Source organism: Limnohabitans sp. 2KL-51, assembly GCF_003063645.1.
GTDB lineage: Bacteria > Pseudomonadota > Gammaproteobacteria > Burkholderiales > Burkholderiaceae_C > Limnohabitans_A.
Genome location: NZ_NESJ01000014.1, coordinates 41,671 through 57,338 on the forward strand (window position 1 = coordinate 41,671; position 15,668 = coordinate 57,338).

Consider the following 15,668-nt stretch of genomic DNA (forward strand, 5'->3'; position numbering starts at 1 on the left):
TTGCGGATCATGGCCCCCAAGTGATTTTTTAAACACGGGGGATTTCATGACCGTTTCAGCCGATGCCTTGCACATTGTTTGTCCGCACTGCCACACCACCAACCGGGTGCGTGTGGCCGATACGCGCAACGCACCCGATTGTGGACAATGCCACCAAGCACTTTTTGATGGTTATCCGTTGGCGCTTGACGCCACCAGCTTTGACAAGCACATTGGCCGCAGCCATGTGCCTGTGTTGGTGGATTTTTGGGCCCCTTGGTGCGGTCCTTGCCGGATGATGGCCCCGGCTTATGAACAGGCCGCTGGTCTTTTGGAGCCCCAAGTGCGGGTGGCCAAACTCAACACCGAAGACGCACAGGCCATCTCAGCCCGCTTCAACATCCGCAGCATCCCCACACTCGCATTGTTTATCGGCGGCAAAGAAGTCGCCCGTCAGGCTGGCGCTTTCCGCACGGCCCAAGACATCGCAGATTGGACGCACTCGCATTTGTGATGCGTTGGGCTGGCATCCCTTTACCAGTCATCCCGCACTGGATGCGCGATCCATTGTTGTAACACCATGGACAACGGATAAAGTCCGGGGTGATAAGTGGGTGGCTCTTTTTGCCCTTATTGAAAAACCCAGGTGAGCCATTGCATCAATTCGTCATTTGCTGAATTGCCCGAACTCGCTCTTGGGTGATTTGCTCGCCGATTTTGGGACCAGTCAAGCCTGCCTGGGCCGCCGCTTGGGCAATGGGCGCTGTGTCTACAGACAGCGCCGCTTTTTGCGCCCGCAGCAACCGCGCTGCCTGAGGGTAATCCGCATCTTCAAACCCCAGTCGCCCTCGCGCATCGCACTCACACGCTTGAAGCACTAGCGCAAAACGCTCGGATTGGCGGATGGCGTCGCAGCGTTCCAGCAGGCGCATCAAGGCTTCTGGTCCCAGCTCAGCGCTGCGGTGGATGTTGCCGTGTTCACGCGCCACCACTTCAGCCAGTTCTTTGCCCTCGGTCGGCACGCGCAGGCGCTCGCACACCTTTTGCAGCAATTTGACGCTGCGGCCTTCGTGGCCAATGTGGCGGGGCAATACGTCGGCGGGTGTGGTGCCTTTGCCCAGGTCATGCATCAGGCAGGCCACGCGCACAGCCAGCGGTGTGTTCAGGCGGGCGGCCATGTCCATCACCAGCATCATGTGCGCGCCCGTGTCCACCTCGGGGTGGTACTCGGCGCGTTGGGGCACGCCCCACAGGCGGTCCAGCTCGGGCAGTAACACGCGCAGGGCACCACATGCGCGCAGCACCTCGAACATGCGCGAGGGCCGCTTGCTCATCAGGCCTTTGGCCAGTTCCTGCCAAACGCGCTCGGGCACCAGGTGGTCCACTTCGCCGTCATCCACCATCTGGCGCATGAGCGCCATGGTTTCAGCGGCCACAGAAAAGTCGGCAAAGCGCGCTGCAAAGCGGGCCACGCGCAAGATGCGCACTGGGTCTTCGGCAAAGGCCTCGGTCACATGGCGCAACATCTTGTGGTGCAGGTCATATTCGCCGCCATAGGGGTCCACGATTTGAACCGCCCAAGCGCTGGGTTCGGCGTGCGCCAGTGCCTCGGGCACCGCCATGGCGTTCACGGTGAGATCGCGTCGGGCCAGATCTTCTTCAAGGGTGACGCTGGGGTCGGCTTGTACCGCAAAGCCTTTGTAGCCCCGGGCGGTTTTGCGCTCGGTGCGGGCCAGGGCATATTCCTCGCGACTTTGCGGGTGCAAAAACACCGGAAAGTCCTTGCCCACAGGCAAATAGCCTTGCGTGCTCATGGCCTCGGGCGTGCTGCCCACCACCACCCAGTCGCGGTCGTTGACGGGCAAGCCCATCAGGGCATCGCGCACCGCACCGCCGACCACAAAAACTGGCATAACGGCGTCTGCCTTCAGCGAGCCACCCGGAAGGGCTCTTCAAAGTCGATGAAGTCCTGCTCTGCCAGCGCGTCGTCGATCCAGGCTTTCACGCCGGGCAGGGCGCACACGCGTTCCATGTAGGCAACCACATCGGCCGGCACGGGCAGGGCGTAGGTTTTCAAGCGCATCACCACCGGCGCAAAGTAGGCGTCGGCGATGGTGAATGGACCAAACAGCATGGGGCCACCGTGCTCTGCCAGCAGACCGCTCCACAGGCTACAAATACGGTCCAAGTCGGCACGAACGGCCGGTTTATCGCGCAGGGCCAAAGCGCCAATCTCTGGCAGGTGCGCTTCGATGTTCATGGGGCAAGCGCTACGCAGGCCCACAAAGCCGCTGTGCATTTCTGCGCAGATGCTGCGCGCTCGGGCACGGGCGGCGCGTTCTTGCGGCCAAAGCTGTTTTTCAGGGAACTGCTCTGCCACGTATTCCGCAATCGCCAGCGTGTCCCAAATGGCCAGTCCGTCGTGCACCAGCACAGGTACCTTGCCCACCGGGTTCACTTCTTTGAGCGCGGACTTGAACTGCGAGGAGGGCGCAAAGCTGTCAAAGCGCACAAAGACCTCTTCAAAGTCGATGCCCGCCTGGCGCAGCAGCACCCAAGGGCGCATGGACCAAGACGAATAGTTTTTGTTGGCGATGTAGAGCTGGATCATTTTTTTCTCCCGGAAATCAGACCCTGCATGTTAACGGTCAAGGTCAGGAAACACGACCAAATATCGGCAAAGTGTTGGCTTCATGCAAGGGGAGGGAATGGGCAAGGCAGGGCAAGGCGGGGAAAGGGGTAGCAAGGGTCGATCACCCAAGGTGTGTGAGGGGATGCGGCGGGTGACGATTCACGGTACCCCGTCATGAGGAACCCGCCGCATCCCCTCACACACCCTCAACTGAGACCACCAACGCTGAAACGACCAACGCACAAGCCATAGCAAAGACCACTCAAGAAATCACAGCCTAGGCAAGGCCAGAACTCAGCGCCCCGCTCCCGCACGCCAGCGGTTCAACTTGCTGCGCGGGCCGCGATGCCCCAGATAAGTCGGTGCCACACCTGCGGCAGATGCCGCAGTGATGCCTAAAGCCTGTAAGCCCGGCAACTTGCCCGTGGCCACGTTGTCCACTTGCATCGACGCCAAGTTGTCCCGGCTCATGAGGGGCTCGCCAGGGGCCAACTCCATGGCCGCAGCCTGCAGCCAGCCCACCCACATCGGCAAACCAATGACTGGACGTCCCCGGCCCTGGTTCACACCCGCCCACTGTCCTGCCCGCTTGACCAACTCGCCCAGCGTCAACACATCCGGCCCACACAACTCGAAGGTTTGACCGATGGTGTGCGGCTTTTGCAGGCAGACCGCCACGGCACGGGCCACATCGGCCACCCAAACGGGCTGAAAGCGTGTGCCACTGCCCGCCAGAGGCATGAAGGGGGCCACGCTTTGCAGATCGGCAAACAGGTTCAGGAATTTGTCTTCGGCCCCAAAAATCACGCTGGGGCGCAAGACGGTGAGGTCCAGCCCCGCGTTGTGCAAGACCGTCTCGCCCCGAGCCTTGCTGCGCTGGTACATCGATGGGCCTTGCGGGTCGGCGCCCAAGGCGCTGACGTGCACCAGGCGATGCACGTCGGCTTTTTTCATGGCGCTGGCGATCTTGCCGGGCAAATCCACATGCACGTTTTCAAAGCGTTCTTCGCTGCCGTGCAGCACGGCCACCAGATTCACCACTGCATCATGGCCAGGCATGAGGCGTGCCAGATCGGCTTCGCCGTGCACCGAGGCTTCAATCACCGTCAGCCCCGGCAGGCTTTGCACGCTGGCGGCATTCACAGCGCGCCGGGTGGGCACGGTGATGTGCCAGCCCAAGCGGGCGAGTTGCTCACAAACGTGGCGGCCGACAAAACCGCTGCCTCCCAGGACCAGAACGCGCTGGGTGCTCATGCCGCGCTCAAGCCGCCGACGGCCTGGTGCATGGCGTCCATGGCTTGATCGACGATTTGGGTGCGCCATTCATCGGTGTCGACGTAAAAAGCGTCCATCAGATCTTGCTTGATTTGTTTTTTCAGGACTTCAGGCGCTTCGGGGTGCAGGTGAAGCCAATGGTCGCCACGCAAGGCACCGATGACCTTGTCGGTCGGTTGGGTGCCGTATTCCATGGCAATCCCGGTGTACTCGGCTTGCGGGCATTCCTGGTAGGCCGACATCCACATCAGGCCAGTGAGGAAGGCTGAGCTGGACGAGCCATCGTAGATGGAGGTGATGCCCTGGCCCCACCAGGCTTTGGCGCGGGTGTAGGCTGCTGCGTCGTCGGCGCAGGCAAAAATGCGCTCGCCCACACCGCTGGGCCCCAGGCCCGTGTGCAGGTCGATCCAGGCCATTTTCTGGCAGCGCTGGCCGTACTTTTGCAGCACTTGGCGCAAGGTGAGGTTGCTCCAGGTGGGGGCCTGACCACCAAAGTATAGACCCTCTGGAAATTCGTGCTGCCCTTGGGTGACGGCGGCCTGAAAGGCTTTCATGCCGCGCTGGGTGATGTACTGTGCGGTGGCCGCTGTATTGGCAGCATCGGGTGGCCAGACCTCGGGTAGCAACAAGGGGTGGATTTCCTTGTAGGCCTCGTTGCGGGTAAGGGGCTTGGAGAAGTCCTGGAAGTTGCGGTTGATGTCCACGTTTTCGTGGGTCACGCGCCGCACATGCGAAAACCCGTGGGGGTTGAGCCCGTGGATGTAAAGCACGGCCACGCCGTTGGCCTTGGCAGTTGCACGCCAGGCTGTGTTTTGCAGGGCGTGGATTTGCACGCCCGAGCCGCAGTAGCCCTCTACCCCATGGCAGGCGCTGCTGATGACCAGCAACTGCTTCGCATCGGGCGCGCCGTCGAGCACCACGTCCATGGCCAGCGCTTCGCCGTCACGGCCTTTCAAGGGGTGGATGTTGGAATCAACCGTGAGGCCTGCGGCATGTGCAGCGTTCAGGAACTTCTGGCGGGCTTCGGCATAGCTTTTGGAAAAGCCGGTTTGTATATCGGTCATGCAGATGAGTCGTTCTAACGGGTCGTTCAAGCGGTTTGTGTCGGATTGGCCAGCCATTGTGTGGCCAGCTCGACCCAGTAAGTACCGCCCAGCGGAATCAGGTCGTCGTTGAAGTCATAGCTGGGGTTGTGCAGCGTGCAGGGGCCGCCGCCGTGGCCCATCTCGCGGTGCGCGCCGTCACCGTTGCTGATGAAGACGTACGCGCCCGGCTTGGCCTGCAGCATGTACGAGAAGTCTTCTGCACCCATGGTGGGCTCCTGGGCAACCACATGGTCGGCCCCCACAATGCCGCCCATGACTTGGCTGGCAAAGTCGGCTTCGGCTGGGCTGTTGATGGTGGGCGGGTAGTTGCGGTGGAACTCGAATTCGCACTGTGCGTCAAAGGCGGTGCAGATCGATTCAGCGACTTGCTTCATGCGCTTTTCGATCAGATCGAGCACCTCGATGCTGAATGTGCGCACCGTGCCCTGCAACTCGCAGGAGTCGGGCACCACGTTGGTGGCTTCGCCCGCGTGGATCATGGTGACCGAGATCACGCCGGCGTCCACCGGCTTTTTGTTGCGGGTGATGATGGTCTGGAAACCTTGCACCATCTGGCAGGCGATTGGCACCGGGTCGATGCCGTTGTGCGGCAGGGCGGCGTGGCTGCCTTTGCCACGAATGACGATTTTGAATTCGTTGCTCGAGGCCATCACGGGGCCTGCGCTGACGGCAAAGGTGCCCACAGGGGCGCCGGGCCAGTTGTGCATGCCAAACACGGCCTGCATGGGGAACTTGTCAAACAGGCCGTCCTTGATCATCTCGCGGGCACCGCCGCCACCTTCTTCGGCGGGTTGAAAAATCAAATACACCGTGCCATCAAAGTCGCGGTGCTTGGAGAAATGCTTGGCCGCTGCCAGCAGCATGGCCGTGTGGCCGTCGTGGCCGCAAGCGTGCATCTTGCCTTGGTGTTTGCTGGCGTGGGCGAAGGTGTTGAATTCCTGCATGGGCAGCGCGTCGATGTCGGCGCGCAGGCCGATGCCGCGCCCGCAAGCGCCGCCGTCACGACCGTGCACGATGCCGACCACGCCGGTGGTGCCCATGCCCCGGTGGATGGGGATGCCCCAGTCGGTCAGCTGCTGGGCCACCACATCGGCCGTACGCACTTCTTGGAAGCACAGCTCGGGATGGGCGTGGATGTCTTTGCGAATGGCCGCAATGCTGGCCGCGTCGGTGAGGATGGAGTCGATGATTTTCATGGGTACAGTCTAGCCACACTTGGGGGGGATTGCCAACACCCCCGCGCACATGGGGGACAAACGGGCCGCCCGCCAAGGGGCGGGTTTGGGTCACAATCAGTGTGATTCATCGCCCCAAGCCAGTCTCCTCTTCATATACAGCCCCATGCTTGACGACCTTTTGGCCCCCCAAGCCGTGCGCGGTGCCTGCCCGCACGATTGCCCCGACACCTGTGCCCTGCTGACCACGGTGGAAAACGGCCGTGCCACCAAAGTGCAGGGCAACCCGGCGCACGCGCCCACCGATGGCGTGCTGTGCACCAAGGTCTCGCGTTACACCGAGCGCACTTACCACCCGGATCGCCTGTTGACACCGATGAAGCGCGTCGGACCCAAGGGCTCTGGCCAATTCGAGCCTGTCAGCTGGGACGAGGCACTGGACGCGATTGCCGCCCGGCTAAAAACCATCGCCGTACGCGACCCGCAGGCGGTGCTGCCCTACAGTTACGCGGGCACCATGGGCCTGGTGCAAAGCGAATCGATTGCAGCGCGGTTTTTCCACCAGCTGGGCGCATCGCTTTTGGACCGCACGATTTGCGCCTCGGCCGGGGCCGAAGCCCTGACGCAGACCTTGGGCAACAAGGTCGGCATGAAGGTTGAGTTTTATGCCGAATCCAAGCTCATCGTGATTTGGGGCAGCAACTCGATTGGCAGCAATCTGCATTTTTGGCGCATTGCGCAAGAGGCCAAGCGTCAGGGGGCCAAGCTGGTCTGCATCGACCCCCGTCGGAGTGAAACGGCCGAAAAGTGCCACGAACACATCGCCCTGCGACCCGGCACCGACGCGGCGCTGGCGCTGGCTGTCATGCACGAGCTGATCGTCAATGGCTGGCTCGACCAGGACTACATCGACCGCTACACCCTGGGCTGGGATGCCCTGAAGGCCCGCGCCTTGCAGTGGTCCCCAGAGCGCGCCGCCGAAATCTGCGGCGTGCCGGTTGAACAAATTCGCCAACTGGCCCGCGACTGGGGCACCACCCAGCCCGCCGCCATTCGCCTGAACTACGGCATGCAGCGCGTGCGCGGTGGCGGCAACGCGGTGCGGGCGATTGCTTGCTTGCCTGCGCTCACTGGCGCTTGGCGACACCGGGCGGGCGGGGTGTTGCTCAGCAGCTCGGGGCATTTTCCGGTGAAGCGGGCGGCCTTGCAGCGGCCCGACCTGCTGGGCGACAGGCGCCCACGCACCATCAACATGTCCACCATTGGTGACGATTTGTTGCGCCTAGCATCGCCCGCATTCGGCCCACAAATTGAAGCCATGATTGTTTACAACAGCAACCCGGTGGCGATTGCGCCCGAGTCGGGCAAGGTGGTGCAGGGCTTTGCCCGCGAAGACTTGTTCACCGTGGTGCTGGAGCACTTCAAAACCGACACGGCCGACTACGCCGACTTCATCTTGCCGGCCAGCACGCAGCTGGAGCACTGGGACATCCACACCAGCTACGGCCACACTGATGTGCTGCTCAACCGCCCGGCGATTGCGCCTGTGGGCGGGGCGCGCACCAACACCGACATCTTCCGGGCGCTGGCTGCACGCATGGGGTTTGACGATCCGTGTTTTGCCGAAAGCGACGAAAGCCTGTGCCGCAGCGCCATTGGTGACGAGAGAGACTTTGAGCAGCTGCTTGAGCATGGCTTTGCTTCATTGCCTGTGCCCGATGCGCCGTTTGCGCAAGGTGGTTTTCCTTCCCCTTCAGGGCGGTGCGAGTTTTTCAGCCAACGCCTGGCCGATCAGGGCTTGGATGGCTTGCCTGACCATTTGCCCAACTACGAATTGGCCGCGCCCGGCGGCCGCTACCCGCTGGCCATGATCTCGCCGCCTGCGCGCAACTTCCTCAATTCGACCTTCGTCAACGTGCAAAGCCTGCGCGACATCGAAGCCGAGCCGGTGCTCGAGATGCACCCGCAAGACGCGGCGGCGCGGGGCATTGCTGACGGCGCGGTGGTGCGCGTCTTCAACGACCGAGGCACCTACCACTGCAAGGCCAGGCTGAATCAGCGTGCACGGCTTGGCGTGGTCAACGGCTTGGGCATCTGGTGGCGCAAGCTCGGCTTGAACGGCACCAATGTGAACGAGCTGACCAGCCAGCACCTGACCGATTTGGGCCGAGCGCCCGTGTTTTACGACTGCCTGGTAGAAGTTGCTGTCTACACGGCATTCGAACCGGCGGCCCATTCGGCGGCCACAGCCCACTCCTGAACCCCCAAAAGCACCTTTCATACACCATGCCTGAACTGAACATTGAACGCACGCACACCTTGGGCTTGAGCGGCGCACGTACCGTGGCCGAGCGCTGGCGCGAACAGGCCGATCAGGAATGGGGCATGGCCTGCGAGTTTGAACCCGGCGAATCCGAGGACCGCATGCGCTTTTCCCGCAGTGGCGTGAGTGGTGAATTGGTGGTGACCGGTTCGCGCTTTGACCTGCATCTGAAACTGGGTTTTTTGCTGGGCGCTTACAGCGGCAAGATCGAAGAAAAAATCAAAGCCAATCTGGACGAGTTGTTGGGCCCAGCGCCGCCGGCCTGAGGTTATTCGTTCGCAGGGGACAGCTGTTGCCATGGCCTCTGAAGTTTTGTCGGTGGCTTTAGCCCCGACATGGACCTGCGTCAAAGCCAATCATGTCGGACCTGAAGGTCCGACCTACAGAAAGAGGTTGAACCTGCCGTCAGCTTTACGGCAAATCCTTGCTGGCCTCGGCCATGGGCGATTGCCGTGGACCGACAGAGCCCAGACGGGCTTTGAGCGACTGCGGCTGGCGCGTCAGGATGGCGGCGTAGTTGGTGGTGTTGGACAGCACTTTTTTGACGTAATCGCGGGTTTCCTGGAAGGGGATGTTTTCGGCCCAAATGGCCGCTTCCAGTACCGGTCCATTGCGCCAGTTGCGCGAGCGGCCCGGCCCGGCGTTGTAAGCGGCGGTCGCCAAGGGCATAGAGCCTTCAAAGTCGTCCAGCACCAACTTCAGGTAACCCGTACCAATGGCCACGTTCACTTCACGGTCGTTGATCTGATCGGGGGTGAAGCCTGTCAGGCCGATTTTTTTGGCAGTCCATTTGGCAGTGGCAGGCATCACCTGCATCAGGCCTGAGGCCCCCACATGCGAGCGGGCGTCCATGACGAAGCGGCTTTCTTGCCGGATCAAACCGTAAACATAAGCCGGGTCGAGCCGGATCTCGCCAGCGCGGCGCACCACAATTTCGCGCAGCGGCATGGGAAAGCGTTGATCAAAGTCAATCACGTCCTTGGTGCGCTCGCTGGTGTTGATGCAGCGATCCCACACCTGTCGCTGACAAGCCAAATCAGCCGCGGCCAGCAGCTCGCGATCGTTCATGCCACCGGGGGTGTGCAGGTTGGTGCTGTAGTTCCACTCGCGGTTGCCTTCGGGGCGCAGGCCCAACTGGATGGCGTACAAGGCGCGCTGCAGGCCAGGGTTGATGAGGGACGCAGCTTTTTCTTGTGGGGTCAGCGCCATGGGGCGCTCAGGTGCAGTGATCGGTTGGCCAAGTTCTTCAAGAGCCAGTTGTTCATAAAAGCCCCGCACGCTGGCAATGCTGCGCAGCAGACTTTGGGCTTCTAGTTTCTGGGCGTTGTCCTGGGCCGTGGCGGTGACGGCGCGGGCTCGCCAATAGATCCAGGTCGGGTCTTTGCGGTTGTCGGCGCTCATGGCTTGGGTGGCGCTCAGCACCTGCGGCCATTGGCCTTGGCGCAAAGCAGCACGCACTTTCCAGCCCAGCAGGTCGTCATTCAGGTCGCTGTCTTTTTGCACCTTCGCAAAGTGGCTGGAGGCGTTGTCCTGCAGCTTTTGCGCGGCTTGCTTGCCAATGACGGCCCACGTCCAGTTGCGCTCTTCAGGGCTCAGCTGAATCGCCCAGCGACGGCTCAACAAATCGGCGGCCTCGTTCGGGTCTTTGGCGGCCAGCCGGATCAGGGCCAGTACCGCAAGTTCTTTGCGGCTGCGGGTAATCGCCATGATGCGCTTGTCCAGGTATTTGGCTGGGTCGGCGTGGATCAACGCGACTTGTTCGGACAGGCGTGGCGCTTCGATGTCCACCGCCGCCTGCGCTGCGCGAGGGCGGTTGGCGTCCATGGCAAGGCGGGCTTTGCGCCACAGATCAAGTGCCTGAATCTGACGGCCCGAGTGCAAATGTTCGGCCACATAGGTGCAGCCGTCGTCGGCCTCGCGCAGTGAATACCAAAGACGAAGGGCTTCATCGGCCACATCGGCCTTGCTGTTCATGGCCTCGGTGGCCAGGGCGTAGCAGCGCACCTCGCGGTCGTCACGCATGCGAAAGCGTGGGTATTCGGCGGTGAAAGTGGCCCAATCGCGGCGCTTGCCCAGTTGTTGCAGCCAGTCGTTGCGCAGGCGGTCTTCGTAGTAGCTGCCCGCGTAGGTGTTCAAGAAACTGCGAATTTCAGCGCTGGAGGCGCTGTCCAGGCGGGCCCGCATGTCCCAATAGGCGGCCAGGGGCTCCAGCACATGACCACGGGCCTGGGGCAGCAGGGCAGACAGGCGGCTGGTGTCTTTTTTGCGGAAGGCTTGGTGCATCTCCAGCAGCACCTCATCGCCTCGGTTTTGGGCTTGGGCAGGCCCGCCCCACAGGCCTGTCATGGCGATGGCGCTCAGCAGTGTCAAAATGCATCTGAATTTCATGGGTCGATTATGGACAAAGCCGAAGCAAAACGCGCCTTGAGAAAAGCCTTGGTGGAAGAAAGGTTGAACCTGCCGGACCGCCTGGCGCGGGCCGAAGCCTTGCAACGCGTTATGCGCATCTGGCTGTTTGACCGCCCCGAGACCGTGATCGGTGCTTACTGGCCGATCAAGGGCGAGTTCGATCCGCTGCCCGCGCTGCACCGCTGGAAAGAAGACGGCGAGTTGAACGGCGAGCCACAGCGCCGCCGAATTGGCCTGCCGGTGGTCAACAAACAGCACAAAACCCTGAGCTTTCACAGTTGGTACCCCGGCTGCCCGATGGAAGAGGATGCCTATGGGATTCCCAAGCCCAAGGACACCGAAGTCATCGTGCCCACTTTGCTGTTTGTGCCATGCGTGGGCTATGGCATCGGCGGCTACCGCCTGGGTTATGGCGGGGGGTTCTATGACCGCACGCTGGCCACCCTGCAGCCCAAACCCTTCACCGTGGGCTTGGGGTATACCCATGGGTTTATAGACGAGCTGGAGCCCGAAGATCACGACGCGCCACTCGATGCCATCCTGAACGACAACGGGGTGGTCTGGCCTGTTTGAGTCAGAAGCGAAAGAACCATGGCCAGACCCAAATCAGCAACTCACGACATCAAGCGCGATGCGATCCTCGACATTGCTGCGCAATGCTTCGCCCAGAGCAGCTACCCTGCGGCCAGCATGAACGAGATCGCCACCGCGTGTGGCACTTCTAAGGCGAGGCTGTACCACTATTACGACAGCAAAGAAGCCATTTTGTTTGACTTGCTGGACCGCCACACCCAGCGCCTATTGGCAGTGATCGCGCAAACCGAAGCCAACGCCCAACGCAAGGACCTGAACGACCGCGCCACGCTGCACGAGTTGGTTCGGGCGTTTTTGCAGGAATATGAAACCTCCGCAACCCGCCACGCTGCTTTGCTCAATGACACCCAGTTTTTGAGCGAGGTGCCCGACTCGGCCTTAGGCTCTTCGCCAGTATCACCGCGTGAGCTGATCCTGAACCGCCAGCGCGACATCGTGGCCGCCATGACCCGCTTCATGAAGCGTGCCTACCCCGAGCGCCTGACCCCCACCAATCAGACCGCCCTGACCATGATGCTGCTGGGCATGATCAACTGGACCTTCACCTGGCTGCGTCCGGGTGGACCCATCAGCTATGCGGCTTTTGCCGATGAAGTGATTGGCATGCTGGAAAAGGGGCTGGGTTGATGCCGTTGGAATTCTCCAACGCTAATCATCAGCAGGTGACGAGAATTAGCCTGGCAACAGGTGGCAAATCGGCTCACATGCGTCTTGCACTGTGGCTCATATCGCGTCCAGTTCCCGGTGCCGTTTCAGGGTGAGCCAGCGTGTGCTGAAATTTTGGGCAAGCTGCTCGACCATGAATACCGATCGGTGCTGCCCCCCAGTGCAGCCGATGGCCACCGTCACGTAGCTGCGGTGATCGCGTTCGATGGCCGGAATCCAGTGCTTGAGGAACCCCTCGATCTGCAATTGCATCTGCAAGAACGCTTCGGATTGGCGCAAATAGGATTGCACCGGCTCGTCACGTCCCGTCAAAGTGCGAAGCGTGCTCTCGTAATGGGGGTTGGGCAACATGCGCACGTCAAACACATAGTCGGCATCGGTGGGAATGCCACGCTTGAAGCCAAAAGATTCAAACACCAAGGTCAGCTGGGCCGAGGGGGCGCTGACCAAGGTCTTGATGTAGGTTTGAAGCTGTGCCGATCGCAGCAAACTGGTATCGATGACGTGGGCACGATCGCGCAAATCTGCCAGCAATTCACGTTCGAAACCAATGGTTTCAATCAAGGCTTTGTCGCTTTGGGGTTTGTCGCCGCCCGACAAAGGGTGTTTGCGCCGCGATTCTGAATAACGGCGCTGCAGCGTGTCGGAGTTGGCGTCCAGAAAAACTGACTTCACCGTCATGCCCATGTCACTCAGCAAACTCATTTGCTCAGGCATCAGGTGCAGAGAATTGGCGCTGCGCACATCGATGGCAATCGCCAGACGCCGCTCTTGGTGTTGCTCCTCGAGCTTGACGAAAGGAATCAACAACTCTGGCGGCAGGTTGTCCACGCAGTAATAACCCGCGTCCTCCAGGGCGTGAAGCGCCACCGATTTGCCAGAGCCGGACATGCCAGTGATGAGGATGATGTCCATGCTCAGCTTTGTGCGGCTTTGCGGCCTGTGGTTTTCAAGGGGGCAGTGCCCAGCATTTCGCGTGCGTGGGCCAGGGTGGTGGCAGACAACTTTTCGCCGCCCAGCATGCGGGCGATTTCGCTCACGCGCTCTTCGCCGTTGACGCCGCGCACTTGGCTGCTGACCTGGCCTTTGGCCGCAGCTTTGCTCACCAGCAGGTGGTGGTCTGCGCAGGCGGCCACCTGGGGCAAGTGGGTCACGGCCAGCACTTGGCGGTGTTGGCCCAGTTGCTTCATCAGGCGGCCCACGGTTTCGGCCACAGCGCCACCCACACCCGAGTCCACTTCGTCAAAGATCAAGGTGCCCGCTTCGCCCAGCTCGCTGGTGGTCACCGCAATGGCCAGCGCAATGCGCGAGAGTTCGCCACCCGAAGCCACTTTGCCCACGGGCCGGGGCGTGCTGCCTTCGTGACCTGCCACCAGAAAGCTGACTTCTTCGAGACCGTATTGTGCGAGTGCATCCAGGGTTTGCAGCTGCACCTCAAAGCGGCCACCTTGCATGCCCAGTTGCTGCATCGCGCTGCTGACGGCCTGGGCCAATGGTTTGGCTGCCTTTTGGCGTTGTTGAGAGACAGCTTTGGCTGCCTGCAGACAGGCTTTGTGGGCAGCTTGTTCGGCTTTTTGCAGGGTGTCCAGGTCGGCGGCGGCATCAAGTTGGGCCAACTCCTGATGCCATGTTTGCAAGCTCAATGGAAGATCGTCGGGTGTTTTTTTGTAGCGCCGTGACAGCGACAGCCACAGGCCCATGCGTTCGTCCAGTTTGTCCAGATGCTGCGGGTCAAGATCGGTTTTGCGCAGATAAGCGTGCAGGCTGTGTGCCACATCTTCGGCCTGCGCCTGCGCAGACAACAGCACATCGGCCAGAGCGTTGAATTCGGCCTCATATTGCCCTAGTGATTGCAGGGTCTGGATGGTGCGGGACAGCTGGCGCAATGCGCCGCCTTCGCTGTCGTTGTCACCGCCTTCGAGCAAGACGGTGCTCTGGTTGGCCCCGTCGATCAAGGCCTGCGCGTTGGCCAAACGACTGTGCTGGGTGCTCAGCTCTTGCCATTCGTCTACCTGCGGGTTCAGCTTTTCCAGCTCGCCGATTTGCCAGGCCAGGCGTTCGCGCTCGTTCGCCAAGGTGCTCTGCGCCTGTTGGGCATCGGCCAGCGTTTGCTGGGCCTGCCGCCAGGCCTGCCAAGCGGCTTTGAGCGGGCGGGTGTCGGTGCCTGCATAGGCGTCCAGCAAGCCGCGCACAGCGTCAGGGCGGGTCAGGCTCTGCCAGGCGTGTTGGCCATGGATGTCCAGCAACTGCTCACCCAGTTCGCGCAGCTGCGTGGCGGTGGCGGGGCTGCCGTTGACCCAGGCGCGGCTTTTGCCCGCGGTGTCCACCGTGCGCCGCAGCAACAAATTGGCATTGGACTCAAACCCGGCTTCTTCAAGCCAGGCCTGAATGCGGGGCGTAGGTTCAAACTCGGCGCAGACCTCGCATCGGCTGGCACCTTCGCGTACCACGCTTGTTTCGGCGCGGGCACCCAGAGCCAGTTGCAAGGCGTCGATCAAAATCGATTTGCCCGCCCCGGTCTCGCCGGTCAACACGCTGAAACCCATGCTCAGATCCAGCGCCAGTTCGTGCACGATCACAAAGTCGCGCAGGGTGATGTGCGTCAATGCCATGGCTCAATCGCCCCCATTCCAGTGCATTTTTTTGCGCAGGGTGTCGAAATAATTCCAGCCTGCCGGGTGCAAAAAGCGCACTTTGTGCTCGGAGCGGTTGACCACAATCCGATCGCCCAAAATCAGGTCGGCCAGTGCTTGCATGTCGAAGTTGGCGCTGACATAACGCCCCGCCACGATCTCAATGCTGATCTCGCAGGACTCGGGCAGCACAATGGGGCGGTTCGACAATGTGTGCGGTGCAATGGGGGCCATGACCCAGCCGCCCATGGCCGGGTGCATCAAGGGTCCGCCCACCGACAGCGAATACGCGGTGGAGCCCGTGGGCGTGGCGATGATCAGGCCGTCGGCGCGTTGGTTGGACACAAACCGCCCGTCGACCTCGATCCGCAACTCGACCATGCCCGAGGTACCGCCACGGTTGACCACCACATCGTTCATGGCCAGCGCGCTGAACACGCTGCGCTGGTCGCGCATGACGTGGGCTTGCAGCAAGCTTCGGTCCTCGGTTTGGTAGTGGCCCTGCAGCATGGGCAGCAACACAGTCTGGTAGCTTTGCAGGGGAATGTCAGTGATGAAGCCCAGCCGCCCTTGGTTGATGCCCATCAGCGGCAGGCCATGGCGGGCCATTTGGCGGCCAATGCCCAGCATGGTGCCATCGCCTCCTATCACCAGGCCCAGATCGCACTGCGCGCCGATCTCGGCCATCTCGAGCACAGGGTGTTGGTTCAAGCCGGTGTGCGAAGCGGTTTCTTGGTCCAGCACCACATCGCAGCCTTGCCGGGTCAAGAACTGTGCCACGTCGTCCAAAGCACGGCGTGAACTCTCCAGCGCCCCGCCATGGGCAGTGGTGTGGTACTTGCCAAAGAGTGCAATGTGACGAAACTTGGATCTCAT

General features: G+C 61.5%; 14 protein-coding genes. 5 read left to right on the top strand and 9 right to left on the bottom strand.

Annotated elements, in window-relative coordinates; genetic code table 11:
- Window positions 1–46: 46 nt before the first annotated feature.
- Complete coding sequence (gene trxC / locus B9Z49_RS15170; protein WP_108354280.1) at window positions 47–493, top strand: thioredoxin TrxC; 447 nt, start codon at window positions 47–49, stop codon at window positions 491–493.
- Between the two features lie 145 nt (window positions 494–638).
- Here trxC and B9Z49_RS15175 read toward each other — a convergent pair whose 3' ends face one another.
- The 5 genes from B9Z49_RS15175 to B9Z49_RS15195 all read right to left on the bottom strand — a co-directional run bounded on the left by B9Z49_RS15175 (window position 639) and on the right by B9Z49_RS15195 (window position 6,188).
- Complete coding sequence (locus tag B9Z49_RS15175) at window positions 639–1,892, bottom strand: multifunctional CCA addition/repair protein (RefSeq protein WP_108354281.1); 1,254 nt, start codon at window positions 1,890–1,892, stop codon at window positions 639–641.
- A gap of 14 nt (window positions 1,893–1,906) precedes the next feature.
- Window positions 1,907–2,590, bottom strand: a complete 684-nt coding sequence (locus B9Z49_RS15180; protein WP_108354282.1) for a glutathione S-transferase family protein — start codon at window positions 2,588–2,590, stop codon at window positions 1,907–1,909.
- 315 nt (window positions 2,591–2,905) lie between these two features.
- On the bottom strand, window positions 2,906–3,865 hold the full coding sequence (locus tag B9Z49_RS15185; protein ID WP_108354283.1) for a complex I NDUFA9 subunit family protein: 960 nt from the start codon (window positions 3,863–3,865) through the stop codon (window positions 2,906–2,908).
- On the bottom strand, window positions 3,862–4,950 hold the full coding sequence (locus B9Z49_RS15190) for a M14 family metallopeptidase (RefSeq protein ID WP_108354284.1): 1,089 nt from the start codon (window positions 4,948–4,950) through the stop codon (window positions 3,862–3,864). The genes B9Z49_RS15185 and B9Z49_RS15190 overlap by 4 nt, the downstream gene beginning before the upstream one ends.
- Window positions 4,951–4,976: 26 nt before the next feature.
- A complete protein-coding gene (locus B9Z49_RS15195) occupies window positions 4,977–6,188 on the bottom strand; it encodes a M20 aminoacylase family protein (RefSeq protein WP_108354285.1) in 1,212 nt (403 codons plus the stop codon).
- A gap of 145 nt (window positions 6,189–6,333) precedes the next feature.
- On the opposite strand from B9Z49_RS15195, the gene B9Z49_RS15200 reads away from it, so the two are divergent.
- Both B9Z49_RS15200 and B9Z49_RS15205 read left to right on the top strand, forming a co-directional pair.
- A complete protein-coding gene (locus B9Z49_RS15200) occupies window positions 6,334–8,427 on the top strand; it encodes a molybdopterin-dependent oxidoreductase (RefSeq protein ID WP_108354352.1) in 2,094 nt (697 codons plus the stop codon).
- Window positions 8,428–8,453: 26 nt separating this feature from the next.
- Window positions 8,454–8,756 carry a polyhydroxyalkanoic acid system family protein gene (locus tag B9Z49_RS15205; RefSeq protein WP_108354286.1) on the top strand — a complete coding sequence of 101 codons (303 nt, stop codon included), beginning with the start codon at window positions 8,454–8,456 and terminating at the stop codon, window positions 8,754–8,756.
- A gap of 145 nt (window positions 8,757–8,901) precedes the next feature.
- Here B9Z49_RS15205 and B9Z49_RS15210 read toward each other — a convergent pair whose 3' ends face one another.
- On the bottom strand, window positions 8,902–10,878 hold the full coding sequence (locus tag B9Z49_RS15210; protein WP_108354287.1) for a lytic transglycosylase domain-containing protein: 1,977 nt from the start codon (window positions 10,876–10,878) through the stop codon (window positions 8,902–8,904).
- 9 nt (window positions 10,879–10,887) lie between these two features.
- Here B9Z49_RS15210 and B9Z49_RS15215 point away from each other — a divergent pair, with 9 nt between their 5' ends.
- Both B9Z49_RS15215 and B9Z49_RS15220 read left to right on the top strand, forming a co-directional pair.
- Window positions 10,888–11,472, top strand: a complete 585-nt coding sequence (locus tag B9Z49_RS15215) for a 5-formyltetrahydrofolate cyclo-ligase (RefSeq protein WP_108354288.1) — start codon at window positions 10,888–10,890, stop codon at window positions 11,470–11,472.
- A gap of 18 nt (window positions 11,473–11,490) precedes the next feature.
- The gene (locus B9Z49_RS15220; RefSeq protein WP_108354289.1) at window positions 11,491–12,120 is read left to right on the top strand and encodes a TetR/AcrR family transcriptional regulator; all 630 of its coding nucleotides are present in this window, start codon (window positions 11,491–11,493) and stop codon (window positions 12,118–12,120) included.
- Window positions 12,121–12,216: 96 nt separating this feature from the next.
- Here B9Z49_RS15220 and rapZ read toward each other — a convergent pair whose 3' ends face one another.
- The 3 genes from rapZ to B9Z49_RS15235 are packed head-to-tail and all read right to left on the bottom strand — an operon-like array spanning window position 12,217 to window position 15,668.
- Window positions 12,217–13,074 carry an RNase adapter RapZ gene (gene rapZ / locus B9Z49_RS15225; protein ID WP_108354290.1) on the bottom strand — a complete coding sequence of 286 codons (858 nt, stop codon included), beginning with the start codon at window positions 13,072–13,074 and terminating at the stop codon, window positions 12,217–12,219.
- Between the two features lie 2 nt (window positions 13,075–13,076).
- Entirely contained in the window at window positions 13,077–14,771 is a 1,695-nt protein-coding gene (gene recN / locus B9Z49_RS15230; protein WP_108354291.1) for a DNA repair protein RecN, read from the bottom strand.
- Between the two features lie 3 nt (window positions 14,772–14,774).
- Window positions 14,775–15,668: an NAD kinase gene (locus tag B9Z49_RS15235; RefSeq protein WP_108354292.1), complete on the bottom strand. Its 894-nt coding sequence runs from the start codon at window positions 15,666–15,668 to the stop codon at window positions 14,775–14,777.

What these genes read in the sequence shown, in the direction of transcription:
- trxC (WP_108354280.1), top strand. Translation starts at nt 47, where the DNA reads ATGACCGTTTCAGCCGATGCCTTGCACATTGTTTGTCCGCACTGCCAC.
- B9Z49_RS15175 (WP_108354281.1), bottom strand. Translation starts at nt 1,892, where the DNA reads ATGCCAGTTTTTGTGGTCGGCGGTGCGGTGCGCGATGCCCTGATGGGC.
- B9Z49_RS15180 (WP_108354282.1), bottom strand. Translation starts at nt 2,590, where the DNA reads ATGATCCAGCTCTACATCGCCAACAAAAACTATTCGTCTTGGTCCATG.
- B9Z49_RS15185 (WP_108354283.1), bottom strand. Translation starts at nt 3,865, where the DNA reads ATGAGCACCCAGCGCGTTCTGGTCCTGGGAGGCAGCGGTTTTGTCGGC.
- B9Z49_RS15190 (WP_108354284.1), bottom strand. Translation starts at nt 4,950, where the DNA reads ATGACCGATATACAAACCGGCTTTTCCAAAAGCTATGCCGAAGCCCGC.
- B9Z49_RS15195 (WP_108354285.1), bottom strand. Translation starts at nt 6,188, where the DNA reads ATGAAAATCATCGACTCCATCCTCACCGACGCGGCCAGCATTGCGGCC.
- B9Z49_RS15200 (WP_108354352.1), top strand. Translation starts at nt 6,334, where the DNA reads ATGCTTGACGACCTTTTGGCCCCCCAAGCCGTGCGCGGTGCCTGCCCG.
- B9Z49_RS15205 (WP_108354286.1), top strand. Translation starts at nt 8,454, where the DNA reads ATGCCTGAACTGAACATTGAACGCACGCACACCTTGGGCTTGAGCGGC.
- B9Z49_RS15210 (WP_108354287.1), bottom strand. Translation starts at nt 10,878, where the DNA reads ATGAAATTCAGATGCATTTTGACACTGCTGAGCGCCATCGCCATGACA.
- B9Z49_RS15215 (WP_108354288.1), top strand. Translation starts at nt 10,888, where the DNA reads ATGGACAAAGCCGAAGCAAAACGCGCCTTGAGAAAAGCCTTGGTGGAA.
- B9Z49_RS15220 (WP_108354289.1), top strand. Translation starts at nt 11,491, where the DNA reads ATGGCCAGACCCAAATCAGCAACTCACGACATCAAGCGCGATGCGATC.
- rapZ (WP_108354290.1), bottom strand. Translation starts at nt 13,074, where the DNA reads ATGGACATCATCCTCATCACTGGCATGTCCGGCTCTGGCAAATCGGTG.
- recN (WP_108354291.1), bottom strand. Translation starts at nt 14,771, where the DNA reads ATGGCATTGACGCACATCACCCTGCGCGACTTTGTGATCGTGCACGAA.
- B9Z49_RS15235 (WP_108354292.1), bottom strand. Translation starts at nt 15,668, where the DNA reads ATGAGATCCAAGTTTCGTCACATTGCACTCTTTGGCAAGTACCACACC.